This is a genomic window from Vibrio sinus, assembly GCF_023634645.1.
Taxonomy (GTDB): Bacteria; Pseudomonadota; Gammaproteobacteria; order Enterobacterales; family Vibrionaceae; genus Vibrio; species Vibrio sinus.
Genome location: NZ_JAMKMR010000032.1, coordinates 1 through 13,539 on the forward strand (window position 1 = coordinate 1; position 13,539 = coordinate 13,539).

The window sequence follows — 13,539 nt, forward strand, 5'->3', positions numbered from 1 at the left end:
TGGGTAAAAGTTAACTATGACAGTACAGATCACACCTACAATCGTTAAATTTTGCCATCAGGTATGGCAGTTACAAGCAAACGTACAGCTTGTTCAGCAAAATAATGGCACTCATTATGTTGTGACAGACGTGACCCCTTTTCATCCAGTAAGCCATATTTGGCCGGATCACCCCTCAGATAAAGGCAGTATCACTTTAGCTAATGGCCAGCAGCTGGACGTAACTGGTTGTCAGGTTGGAGCGATAGAGCTGGCAACTGGTGCCTTATATGTTGGTCAAGATATTCCAGTAAAAAGAGAGACCGATGGTTGGATTTTTGTCGTGGTGCATTGTATTGATACGGAAACCATGATTGAAGTAAATGATTCAGTACAACTGAATGTCGACAAAGATTACCAGCAAGCATTGAGCCGTGGTCACAGCGCAGGGCATTTATCTTATCTAGCATTGAATAAAGTATTGGCTGATGGCTATTGGCGTAAAGAAGCTGACCGCCGTGATCCACATGGATATTATGACTTTAATAGTTATGCGCAAGTTTCAAGCTTTGTGACCGAAGACAAATGTGTTGATACCTATCGCCTTGGCAAAACAATCCGCAAAAGAGGCCTCAATAGTGCTGATATGTTGGCCGATTTGTCTCAGATTGAACAAAAGGTTAATGAGCTGCTGGTGAAGTGGCTAAGCTTAGGCTCTCCAATCGAAGTTCATTGCGAGGGAGAGAGACTGACTGATTCTCGATATTGGCGTTGTGACCTCAACGAAGGTCAGACGGCGGAGATTGCTTGTGGTGGCACACACGTGGGATCTTTAGCTGATTTCAGCCATATCACGGTTGAATTCAATCAGATAGATGATCAACATATCGAAATGTATACTCGATCAGAAGCTGTATGACGCATTGTTGATCTTTTTATTAAATGTCGAAAGTGTCATCACATTAACATTATGTTAGATTTAAATATCGTTTAAAATCGAAAAACAGTATATGTAACTTATGCTTTCGGTGTGTGGTTATATAAATATTCTTTTTAGGGCAGATCGCTGATCAGTGTGTATAAAGTGGATGATCGGCTTGGATCGCTGTTTTTTTGTTCACTACGTCGTTAGGGATATTCGGCGTAGAATGACTATACCTCGTCTCTCTGTCTAGCATTGAAGCCTTATCTATCTCGCTGAAACTTGCATCTCGAAGTAATTTGGCTATATGTCTTTGCCTACAGCAGATGCCGTATCTACTCGCCCTAAATCCGGAAGTAAATTGGTTATACATTTTATTGAAAGTTTAATATTGTTATCTTTTTTCTTCAAAGATTAGTTTAATTAGGCAACAAGTTTAACTTTTAAAAAAACGATTTTATAGTGTTGCACTTTTACTTAACTTGCTAATAATTGACATTATTCTCTAATGTCAGATGAATGAAATAAGACTAAGACTATCAATAGTTATTTTTTGTACTTATTAATTAAGTGCTACCAATAATCTCACTTTAATCTTTACTATAAATTATCACTTACATATCAATTGGTTAAATCAGGAAAAATAAAACCATTAATTAAATTAAATGTTATTGACTGGATATATGTATCACAATTGGATTTTTGTGATTAATCATTGATTGAATTTTAATGTTTTATGTCAGGAGTTATGAATTACCTAATTGCGTACTATTTACATTAAATAAACATAGAGACAATTATTAGATCTATATTCACCACGCGATTAATTAATTATTAAGGTGAAAGTTACATCGTGATTTTTCCTTAATCCTTTGATCTTTTTGTTATGTGGTGAGTGATATGAAACGTTGTTTCTCGTATAGGAAACTAAGTATTTCCCTTTTGGTGTTAGTTAACTCAGCATCTGTTTTGGCCAGTCCAGCAAGTGCTTACCCATCAAAACCTTTGCCTAGTTCTACTTATTTAAGGTCGAACAGTCCTAACTACAATGAAGTTGTTGATTATTCTGGATACGGTGTAAATTTTGCACCTCAGTGCTATTACACGCGACAACAAATATCGAATGCTTTTAATATTATAAATAGAAACCATTATTCAACATTACAGATAATGGGAGACTTTCCTCAGGTTGATTCAGCAAGTGGGGTATGTTTAAAAAACAATCCAGGAGTGACGACGACTAGTCAGCAAACGAGTTTATTGAACAACTTACTGACTAATACAGCGGGAATAAAAAACGTAAGCTGGGTTATTTATTCGCCGTTTGATATGGAAACGGCTGGCGTCAATGGAAAAAACATCGATGCATCGGAAAGCGACATTGATGGCAATATCTATAATTGGATGACATTGAATGGTTTAACTAGGCTTTGCCAAAAAGGCGACGGCGATGCAAAAAATTGCGAAGTGGTCATGGGGAATGAGCAGTTTTTTGTACCTGTTGAAGAGCATAAGACCAGTAATGGTATCAAAGCGTCATTGGTGAGTGCTTATGGCATGTACGGCAACTATCCTACAGTACAATCTTACCTAGAAAATATGTTGTCACTTGGCTACTCCTTACAGGAGTTTAATAAGGTCGCCCAAGCCCATCATTTGAATATTCGTTTCGCTATTAACTCAACAGAGGGTGATGTACCACTTGATTATCTTAACTCGAAAGATGCCAAATGGTTCCCAACCCGTGAGCAAGACTTGCAGGCGCTTAACCAAGGCAAGTCGGTGACAATAATGTATCGACCTATGATGTTAGGTAAGGTTACATTTAACTCACAAACTCAGAAAAACACGCCATCATATCAATTTTTTAACCCAAATTCTAAAGGTGCATTTCCTGTTCTTAGTCAAGGTTATACGCAGCTGACGGTTAATTCACAAGTGACTGATAGCAAATGGAAGGCGCAATGGGATCAGTCGCAATTTAGTCATTTCAATCAAACGTCTTTGGGATTCACTGCTAACTCAAGCTTGCTCACCTATTTTAATACTCTAGTGAACTGGGCCAGTTCAAACTCTAGTACTACTGGAGAGCCGAATTTGGATAATGGGTTGACCTACGCCGCGCACCTATATCCATTTTGGTACCAAGGCGTGACAACAACGATAGAGCAAAATTATTTGGCTGCAGTGACGGCGTTTGCTGAACTAAAAGCCACGATGTCGACACCTGAGCAGCTATATTTCCAAACTGGCGAAGCGGGTTATCCAACCCATCCAACTAGTGATTCAGGTGCCTATGCCAATATCCCAGGCGCAGTGCCTTTAATTAAATTCTTATCGAATGTGAAGAAACTCAGCCAAGATTCGAACAGTTTCTCGGCATCAGCTTATGCGCCATTTGGTGAAACGGGCCCAGCTAACTTTATTTTCTTTAGCGCGTTTGATGATGCAACAGCCGATCCTAATGTGACCAACGGCGGACCTCAATGTTCTAATGTGAACGACAACTTTGGTCTGTTTACTGGCTTGGACGACCAATTTTGCGATCCCATTCAGGTAAATAACAATTGTACCAGTGGTGAGAACAAGTTGGATTGTTACTCAGGGACTACCTATTTCCCGTATGTTCCAGGCTCGGTTCATGCTCATATTAACATTGCGCCTCAGCACACATCGGGTTATTCCAAAACGGGGATGCCAGCTGTGAGTATAGGTCCAGATAACACCCTAACCACAGATACCAAGCTTACAGATTATGGGGTGGAATTTACTGATGCCAATGGACAGCCGGTGAACTTGAAAGCGGCCCCTCAATTTAGCATCGATAGTCATGGTAAACTTACGATCACTTTGTGGAAAAGCGCCCAACCAACGATCTACAAGCCACTGACTATGTATCTCACTAACACGTTAGGCTCAACGGTGACCAAGAGTAACCCTATTGAGATTTATCCTCCGAGTTATCTTGAGTTTGTGAATAAAGACCAAGTGGTGACTAAAAGTAACGTTTCTATTTACGGTAATTGGGCTTACGTGAATGGCAGCGCGGATACGGCGATAAATCATTATAAGGTTAGCGTAACACCATCAGTGCCAGTTTCCCTTATTAATGTGAAGAATCAACCCGTATTGCAACTAAAAGGGTTAGGTCTAGGTAATTCCTATCAGGTCACTGTGACCGATACGGCGGTTGCCAGCCCATATAGTGGTACGGACACGTTCAAACTCACTCGTAAAAATAATACCTATATTGATTTCACTATGTCTGGTTTAACCACCGTGTTTTACAGCGGTGATTCGGCAACGCTGATGGGGAGTTTGGCAACATACCACACGGTAGATACTAACCTTGATCACTATAGTGTTGTTGTTATGCATAACGGTCAAGATGTCTCATCTAAGGTATCGGTAATTAAGAATAAAGAGACGCTAGGCTCTAAAACTTATCTGAAGTTGACCTTAGGCAATTTGAGCAATCATTCTTCACCTTATGAGGTTAAAATTACATACTCCCAGCAACACGATAGTAAGACGCTCCCAATTACTTTGTCTTATAAAACGCCTAATCAGTTGGCAAGCTTTTACTGTCCATCCTCAAGTTTTGTTGCCTCTTCCGTTAACGGTTCGAACATATATTTGTCGGCATTGCCCACTACACAGTCGCCAATGCAATATTTTACGGCCTTAGGTAATCCCATTGAAAACTGGGCAATCATGTTGCATGGACAATCGAAAACGACCGGCACGATCTTAACGAATAAACAGCCCAAAGCGGGGATAAATGGCTACAAGCAAGCAACGTGTACCTACTATACCCAATCTGGCACCATGAGCTTTCATACAACCGGAACATGGAAAAACTTAGGCAGTGGCACGGAGAACCAATGTACACAAGACGGCCCTGAGTTTGAAAACTGCTTGATTGCCAACTAACCGCTGAAATTAGGCCATATGACAACAAGGCTTCATAATGGATTATGAAGCCTTGATCGTTTCTACCTTAGAATAGATTTCACCTTGCTCTAAGCGAGTGATGATAGTGTCACCTGGGTGTACGTGGCTACTTTGCGTCACCACTTTGCCATCTTGAGTCTGGGTGATGCTGTAGCCTCGTTTTAGCGTCGCTAAAGGGCTTACGGTATCTAGCTTTTCGGCAGCAATAGCTAATTTATGCCGATTGCTTGTTAGCATCGTATCAGTCAAGCGAGTGAGTTTGTTTTCTAAGCTGTCTAGATGTGCTTTTTGTTTGCCAAGAAGTTTGGATGGAGAATGCAGCTGCAATTGATAGTGTTGACCTTGCAGTTGAGCTTTCCAGTCGGATAATTGACGCAGCATGCTATTTTTTAAACGAAGATCGAGTTCATCTATCTGCTGGGCTTGGACTTGCAGCTTGTAACTTGGGTGTTGTTTATCCAGCCTATGTTGTAGATGTAAGAAAGCTTGTTTGTGCAGTAGTAGTGAACGATGCATTGCATCAGATAATTTTCTCAAGTTCGCCGAAACCACCTGATGCTTGTAACTGGTATCTTGGCTGACCAACTCTGCTGCTGCGGATGGAGTCGGGGCGCGAACATCGGCGACAAAATCGGCAATCGTCACATCGACTTCGTGGCCCACAGCACTGACGATAGGGATTTGGCTCGCCGCTATCGTTCTGGCCACAATTTCGTTATTGAAACACCATAAATCTTCCAATGACCCACCGCCTCGTCCAACGATAAGTACATCACACTCTTGTCTGCTATTGGCTCGACCTATGGCTTGCGCTATTTGTATCGCGGCTTCTTCACCTTGCACTAGGGTCGGGTAGATGACCACAGATAGACTGGGATCACGTCTTTTTAGGACGTCTAAGATATCATGGAGTGCGGCACCTGTTTTCGAGGTTACAATACCGACACAACGTGGGTGCTCAGGCAAAAGCATTTTGTTCGCTTGAGCGAATAGCCCCTCTCCGGCGAGCCGCATTTTCAGCTCTTCAAACTGCTTTTGTAGTAATCCATCACCTTCTGGTTGCATGCTTTCAATGATTAACTGGTAATCACCTCTAGGCTCATAGAGAGACAATCTTGCGCGTACCAATACTTGATTACCATTTTGTGGCTTAAAAGTCACTCGACGATTATTGCCACGAAACATGGCGCATTTCACCTGAGCTCGACTATCTTTTAATGTAAGGTACCAATGCCCAGAGACAGGTGTTGAAAAGTTAGAAATTTCTCCCACTAACCAAACGACGCCCATTTCGTTTTCAAGCAGTAAACGAACTTCTGAGTTCAGCCGAGAGACAGTAAAAATGTTTTGGTTGGATTGAAGTGTCACAAACAGTCACGCAGACGTGGGAATGCAGAATAGCGCCAATATAATACATATCAAGGGGGTAAAAGCAAATAAAAATAAAAAAAACGTGTGGTAAAACGTTTGCGCTGGGCGTATAATCCCACCGCAATATCCAATCCCAATCACTTTACTAACTATCACATTAAAGCTTGGGGCATCCATCTAATTTTCCTAATTGTGAGATATTGCAAATGTTAAGAATTGCCAAAGAAGCGCTGACATTCGATGATGTATTATTAGTGCCAGCACACTCCACCGTTCTCCCAAATACAGCTGATCTCTGTACTCGGCTTACCAAAAATATCACTCTGAATATTCCGATGCTTTCCGCATCTATGGATACTGTGACTGAAGCTCGCTTAGCGATTGCACTTGCGCAAGAAGGCGGGATTGGCTTTATTCATAAAAATATGTCGGTTGAACAGCAAGCTGAGCAAGTGCGTCAGGTGAAAATTTTTGAAGCGGGCGTAGTGGCACACCCTGTCACTGTTCGCCCAGATGCGAGCATCTCAGACGTTCAGGCTCTAACCGAAAAGCACGGATTCGCAGGGTTTCCTGTGGTCACCAATGAAAACGAGTTGGTGGGGATTATTACAGGTCGTGACGTTCGTTTCGTTACCGACTTGTCGAAAACCGTTGAGTCGGTCATGACGCCTAAAGAGCGCTTAGCGACCGTAAAAGAAGGCGCATCGCGTGAAGAAGTGCAAGAAGAGATGCACAAAGCACGCGTTGAAAAAATCCTAGTGGTTAACAACGAGTTTCAGCTCACTGGTATGATCACTGCAAAAGACTTCCACAAAGCAGAGCGTAAACCGAATGCATGTAAAGATGAGCAAGGTCGTCTGCGTGTTGGTGCTGCCGTTGGTGCTGGCGCTGGTAACGAAGAGCGTGTTGCCGCTTTAGTGGAAGCTGGCGTCGATGTATTACTTATTGATTCTTCTCACGGACATTCAGAAGGCGTACTCAACCGTATCCGAGAAACTCGCGCGGCGTATCCAGATCTAGACATCATCGGTGGTAATGTGGCCACTTCAGCTGGTGCTAAAGCACTGATTGAAGCGGGTGTTAGTGCTGTGAAAGTGGGTATTGGACCTGGTTCTATCTGTACTACTCGTATCGTTACTGGTGTGGGTGTTCCTCAAATTACAGCGATCTCTGACGCGGCGGCAGTAGCGGCAGAATATGACATTCCAGTGATTGCCGATGGTGGTATTCGCTTCTCCGGTGATATTTGTAAGGCGATTGTGGCTGGCGCATCTTGTGTGATGGTTGGATCCATGTTTGCTGGTACCGAAGAAGCACCGGGCGAAGTCATTCTTTATCAAGGCCGTTCTTACAAAGCATATCGTGGCATGGGCTCACTTGGAGCAATGTCGCAAGGCTCATCTGATCGTTACTTCCAGACTGATAATGCGGCTGACAAGTTAGTTCCTGAAGGCATTGAAGGCCGTATCGCCTACAAAGGTCGCTTGAAAGAGATTGTCCATCAGCAAATGGGTGGCTTGCGCTCAAGCATGGGCTTAACAGGCTCTGCAACCATTGAAGATCTACGCACGAAAGCAGAATTTGTACGTATTTCTGGTGCAGGTATGAAAGAGTCTCATGTCCACGACGTGCAGATCACCAAAGAAGCACCAAACTATCGTTTAGGGCAATAGTGCTAATTGCATATCCCTTATTTACCAAGATTTAGTAACAACAGATTGATAAAAGATTGCCCAAATGACAAAAAATATTCATGACCAACGTATTTTGATTCTGGACTTTGGTTCTCAATATACTCAGCTAGTGGCTCGTCGAGTCCGTGAAATCGGTGTGTACTGCGAGCTGTGGAGCTGGGATGTGGACGAAGCGGATATTCGCGAGTTCAACCCGAACGGGATCATTCTTTCTGGCGGACCAGAGAGTGTGACAGAAGATAACTCACCACGTGCACCACAGTATGTGTTTGATTCTGGTGTGCCGGTACTGGGCGTGTGCTACGGCATGCAAACCATGGCTGAGCAGCTTGGCGGAAAAGTATCTGGCTCTAACGAGCGTGAGTTTGGTTATGCTCAGGTACAAGTGTCTGGTGAGGCTTCTATCTTTAAAGATCTTGAGCCAATCCAAGATGTGTGGATGAGCCACGGCGACAAAGTGGTCGAGATCCCTTCGGATTTTGTCAAAATTGGTCAGACAGATACATGCCCATACGCGGCAATGGCCAATGAAGAGAAGAAATACTACGGCGTGCAATTCCACCCGGAAGTCACTCACACAAAAAATGGCATGCAAATGCTTGAGAACTTTGTGCTAGGCGTGTGCGGTTGTGAACGTTTGTGGACATCTGAGTCTATTATCGAGGATGCGGTTGCTCGCATTAAAGAGCAAGTCGGTGACGATGAAGTGATACTCGGTCTTTCTGGTGGTGTTGATTCGTCTGTTGTTGCTATGTTGGTGCACCGAGCCATTGGTGAAAAGCTTACCTGTGTATTTGTTGACAACGGCTTGCTACGTTTGAACGAAGGTCAGCAAGTGATGGAAATGTTTGGTGATAAGTTTGGCCTGAACATTATTAAGGTGGATGCAGAAGAGCGCTTCCTGACAGCATTAGAAGGTAAGTCTGACCCAGAAGACAAGCGTAAAACCATCGGTCACGTATTTGTCGATGTCTTTGACGAAGAATCGAAGAAGTTGCAAAACGCCAAATGGCTTGCCCAAGGCACCATCTATCCCGATGTTATTGAGTCGGCAGCCTCTAAGACGGGTAAAGCGCACGTGATTAAATCTCATCACAATGTGGGCGGGTTACCAGAAGATATGCAGATGGGCTTGGTTGAGCCGTTACGTGAACTATTTAAAGATGAAGTTCGCAAGATTGGCTTAGAGCTAGGTCTGCCATACGATATGCTTTATCGCCACCCGTTCCCAGGTCCAGGCCTTGGAGTGCGCGTGTTAGGTGAAATCAAAAAAGAATATTGCGATTTATTGCGCCGTGCTGATGCGATCTTTATTGAAGAGCTGCACGCTGCTGATCTTTACCATAAAGTATCGCAAGCATTTACCGTCTTCTTGCCGGTTCGTTCGGTTGGTGTGATGGGCGATGGACGTAAATACGATTGGGTCGTGTCATTACGTGCGGTTGAAACCATCGACTTTATGACAGCGCATTGGGCTCATTTGCCTTATGACTTTTTGGGTAAGGTCTCGAATCGTATCATCAATGAGATAGATGGTATCTCACGAGTGGTTTACGACATTTCAGGCAAACCACCGGCAACAATAGAATGGGAATAAAACCAGCCCAAAAAATATTCAAGCCAGCTTTCGAGCTGGCTTGAACGTTTCTTATCACTGATCAATGTCGTGTGACTTATGAAAAATATATTATGGATCTTGTGTTAATGGTCAATATAAAATACGCCCGCAATTTTTAAAATATTTTTTAAGGTAAGAAACATGTCGACAAAACTCGCAAATCCAGCACCACTAGGCTTACTTGGCTTCGGTATGACAACGGTATTGCTCAACCTATGTAACGCAGGCTTGATGCCATTGACCTCGGTTGTGTTAGCAATGGGGATCTTTTACGGTGGTATGGCACAAATCTTTGCAGGTCTTATGTGTTACAAGCGCGGTGATATGTTCGGTACTACCGCGTTTACCTCGTACGGTTTATTTTGGTTGACGTTAGTCGCGATTATCGTAATGCCTAACATGGGGCTTCCTGCGGCTTCTCCAGAAGCTATGGGTAGTTATCTTGCGCTATGGGCACTCTTTACCGCATTTATGTTTATTGGTTCACTACGTTATCCAGTTGCTAAGCAAGTTGTCTTTGCATCGTTAACCATATTGTTTGCTCTATTGGCTATTCATGAGTTTACCGGGAATGCGGTCATCGGCACATTGGCAGGTTATGAGGGTATTTTCTGTGGTGCGAGTGCGATTTATTTTGCTTTAGCTCAAGTCGTGAATAATGAATATGGTCGCATCGTTTTACCTATCGGGGACAAAAAACAAACTACAGGTGGTGTAGCCGCTACCGCCTGATAATCTTTGTCACTACAATGATGAAAAAGGCTTGGACGTTTTCACGACCAAGCCTTCATTTTATATAAACAGAGTATTTAGAACATTCTGTATGCTAAGTTATGTTGACGGTTGTGCAGCCGGTTTCCTTGGTTCGTCAGTCGATGAGGTTTCCGGTTGAGATTGACGTTTCAATTTATCTTCCCAGTAATCTGCGCCTTTAATGCCGAGCTTAACGGGATCAAAGGTGTAATGTTCAACCCCTCTTTTTTGTTGCTCTTCATAATCTTTCAAGGTTTTAAGTGTTGGCTTGGAGAGGAAACATATAATCAAAATGCCCACAATATTGAGCCATGCCATTAACCCTACACCGACATCACCGAGTGCCCATGCCAAGCTTGCTGTTTTCACAGTGCCGTAGAAAGTAGCGGCGATCAGCAATACTTTAAGCACAAACATTAGACCATTCACTTTAAAGGTTCTGCGAATGTAGGCAACGTTGGTTTCCGCGATATAGTAGTACGCCAAAATGGTCGTAAATGCGAAGAAGAACAGCGCAAATGCAATAAATGGCTTACCCACACCCGGCATTACAGTATCCACTGCCATTTGAGTAAAGACAGGGCCGTTGGCACTAATATTTGGGGCAATATTTTGGATCAGATAGCTACCTTCAGCGGCTCCATGAACATTGAACGCGCCAGTGATGAGAATCATAAATGCCGTCGCAGAGCAAACCAGTAGCGTATCGATGTAAACAGAGAAGGATTGTACTAGGCCTTGCTGAGCCGGGTGCTCAACGTTTGCTGCTGCGGCAGCGTGTGGGCCAGTACCTTGACCTGCTTCGTTCGAGTAAACACCGCGTTTTACGCCCCAACCAATTGCAGCACCAACGCCTGCCATTGGTGTAAAGGCATCGCTGATGATCATAGAGAATACATGAGGAACCATGCTTAGGTTAAGCAAGATGATAACGAAAGCGGTGATGATGTAGGCTAAGGCCATAAAAGGAACCACGACCTGAGTAAAGTTCGCAATACGTTTCACGCCACCGAAAATAATAAAGGCTAGCAAAATCGAGATAACAGTACCGGTAAAGACCTTCGCAAAGCTTACCGTGCCAATTGCCGTTTCAATAATAGGGCCCGAGCCAAATGCTGCTTCTACTGCATTACCAATACTGTTGGATTGAACCCCTGGCAGTAGTATCCCTGTGGCGAAAATCGTTACAATCGCAAAGATCCACGCATACCATTTTTGCCCCATTGCTTTTTCGATGTAATAGGCAGGACCACCACGGAATTCATCACCATCTTCTTCTTTGTATATTTGGCCAAGCGTTGATTCAGCGTAGGCAGTAGCTGCGCCTAAAAATGCGACGACCCACATCCAAAATACTGCGCCAGGGCCTCCAAATCCGATAGCCGCTGCAACGCCTGCTATGTTACCCGTTCCGACACGACCTGAAAGAGATACGGCTAGTGCCTGAAAAGAGGAGATCCCTTGGTTAGAGCTCTTGCCTGAGAGTAGCAAGCGCCACATCTCAAAGAAGTGCCGTATTTGTACAAAGCGAGTACGGAAAGAATAAAAAAGGCCCGCACCAAGGCACAGGTAGATGAGTACGGGACTCCAGATAATTCCGTTTAGAAAGTCTACTACTGACTGCATAGAGGGTTCCTATATTGATGAACGAACATATTTTGAGCGAATAAACAGTATACGGTTTGAATTTGTTTGTTAAATAAATGTGCAAATTTGTTGTTTTTTTGATTTATCTATGAGAGGCAAAGCACAAAATTCAAATTTTTCTTCATTAATTAGTTTAATACTCCAAGCAAACTTTAAATGGATAAAAGACTAATGCCGCTGGGCTTGATTACTAATAGCCTCATGAAGCACCTAAGATTTCACCTGAATTAAAATGCTAGTTAAAGAATAAAACTCAAAATATATATCTAGAAAAAATAAGCTTAATATTAAACCTGAGTAATATTGATGACTTCAAAATTAATCGTTGGTTTAGAATTTTTCTCTTTCATATCAATTTGAATAATAAAGACTAATCTCACTTTTGCGAAAAAAGGTAAGCATCATGTTTTTTTAAGCTGACACTTTCATATGCACCATCTACACTTAATACTGATCTGAGGGCAGCGCATATGAAGTCAACGAAAGACCATTGCAGCTATCAAAATCCCGATGGCTGGTGCTGCGAGGAACCTTGTGGGGAATCAGGGCTATGTTATTGGCATGATCCCAAAATAGATAAATGCAATGACAAATTAAAAGACAAGGTAGAAGAGTGGGCCGCAGCGGGTAAACCATTAGATGGATTTCAGTTGGCCAAAACAGACTTAAAAGATGTAAACCTTGTAAATCGTGGTAACAAGGCAGGCTTTAAATGTAGAGGCGCAGACTTTTATCGCGCCGATCTAACAGGTGCTCATTTCTTTGGGCTCGATCTACGTGGCTCATCGTTGATGAAGGCCAAACTAGCTGGTGCCAATTTGCATTGCGCCCAGTTGGATAACTGCAACTTATTGGGTGCTGACTTATCTCGAGCTAGATTAGAAAACATCAACTGGGGAACGGATCTCAAACAAGAAGCCGAAGCCAAAAAAGCAATAAAAGAAAGAAACCGGAAAAAAAGCGTCTCTTTGTATCAAGAGGCAGAAGAGGTGTGTCGCAATGTGCGTAAGCAGTGTGAGACACAAGGCCTATTTGAGACGGCTGGAATCTTTTTCAAAAAAGAAATGCGTTTCCGACGCTACCAAATGCCTAGGTTTAGCTTCGGTCGATGCATTTCAAAAATCGTCGATGTATTTTGTGGTTATGGCGAGTCACCCATCAGAGTGGTAATTTTCTCATTAAGCTTAATCTTCGCCTGTGCTGTCGCTTATTTCTTCCTAGATACAACGTCTGCTCACCCTACTTATGAAGGCGTGCAAGGCTGGAGTTTCTATTTATTCGAGTTTTTGAACGCCTTATATTTTAGTGTCGTTACGTTTACCACGTTAGGCTATGGAGATATATCCCCCGTCGGGGTGGCGCGGTTTATCGCCGCATTTGAGGCCTTCCTAGGCAGTTTTACTATGGCTCTGTTTGTGGTGGTATTTGTGAAAAAAATGACGCGATAATATTTCTTTTATACCCACAAGCTTGGTCAATGTAATTAAATTCTCTTTCGACTCATATCTGAGACTCGGTGTTATAAGTCTTTCAATATTAAGCGCTCTTGCATTGGGCTTGAGCGTTTATTAAAGCCATGTATCTATAAAGACGCTCACGCT

Annotated in this window: 8 protein-coding genes; 6 read left to right on the forward strand and 2 right to left on the reverse strand. The window is 43.0% G+C overall.

Translation table 11 applies throughout. The features are described from left to right. The first annotated feature begins 16 nt into the window (after positions 1-16). Positions 17-898: an alanyl-tRNA editing protein gene (locus M9194_RS20320; RefSeq protein ID WP_250614533.1), complete on the forward strand. Its 882-nt coding sequence runs from the start codon at positions 17-19 to the stop codon at positions 896-898. Between the two features lie 1,173 nt (positions 899-2,071). Beyond that, complete coding sequence (locus M9194_RS20325) at positions 2,072-4,834, forward strand: hypothetical protein (protein ID WP_250614534.1); 2,763 nt, start codon at positions 2,072-2,074, stop codon at positions 4,832-4,834. Positions 4,835-4,876: 42 nt separating this feature from the next. Here the strand turns inward: M9194_RS20325 and xseA are convergent, their stop codons facing one another. Next, positions 4,877-6,223 (reverse strand): exodeoxyribonuclease VII large subunit, encoded by a 1,347-nt coding sequence (xseA, locus tag M9194_RS20330; protein WP_250614535.1) that lies wholly within the window; start codon positions 6,221-6,223, stop codon positions 4,877-4,879. A gap of 209 nt (positions 6,224-6,432) precedes the next feature. On the opposite strand from xseA, the gene guaB reads away from it, so the two are divergent. The 3 genes from guaB to M9194_RS20345 all read left to right on the forward strand — a co-directional run bounded on the left by guaB (position 6,433) and on the right by M9194_RS20345 (position 10,270). Beyond that, positions 6,433-7,899, forward strand: coding sequence for an IMP dehydrogenase (guaB, locus tag M9194_RS20335; protein WP_250614536.1), 1,467 nt, complete (start codon positions 6,433-6,435; stop codon positions 7,897-7,899). 64 nt (positions 7,900-7,963) lie between these two features. After that, positions 7,964-9,517 carry a glutamine-hydrolyzing GMP synthase gene (gene guaA / locus M9194_RS20340; RefSeq protein ID WP_250614537.1) on the forward strand — a complete coding sequence of 518 codons (1,554 nt, stop codon included), beginning with the start codon at positions 7,964-7,966 and terminating at the stop codon, positions 9,515-9,517. 162 nt (positions 9,518-9,679) lie between these two features. Then, complete coding sequence (locus M9194_RS20345) at positions 9,680-10,270, forward strand: acetate uptake transporter (RefSeq protein ID WP_250614538.1); 591 nt, start codon at positions 9,680-9,682, stop codon at positions 10,268-10,270. A gap of 99 nt (positions 10,271-10,369) precedes the next feature. On the opposite strand, the gene M9194_RS20350 is transcribed toward M9194_RS20345, so the two are convergent. Beyond that, on the reverse strand, positions 10,370-11,917 hold the full coding sequence (locus M9194_RS20350; RefSeq protein ID WP_250614539.1) for an alanine/glycine:cation symporter family protein: 1,548 nt from the start codon (positions 11,915-11,917) through the stop codon (positions 10,370-10,372). A gap of 491 nt (positions 11,918-12,408) precedes the next feature. Here M9194_RS20350 and M9194_RS20355 point away from each other — a divergent pair, with 491 nt between their 5' ends. After that, positions 12,409-13,386, forward strand: coding sequence for an ion channel (locus M9194_RS20355; RefSeq protein ID WP_250614540.1), 978 nt, complete (start codon positions 12,409-12,411; stop codon positions 13,384-13,386). Positions 13,387-13,539: the final 153 nt, after the last annotated feature.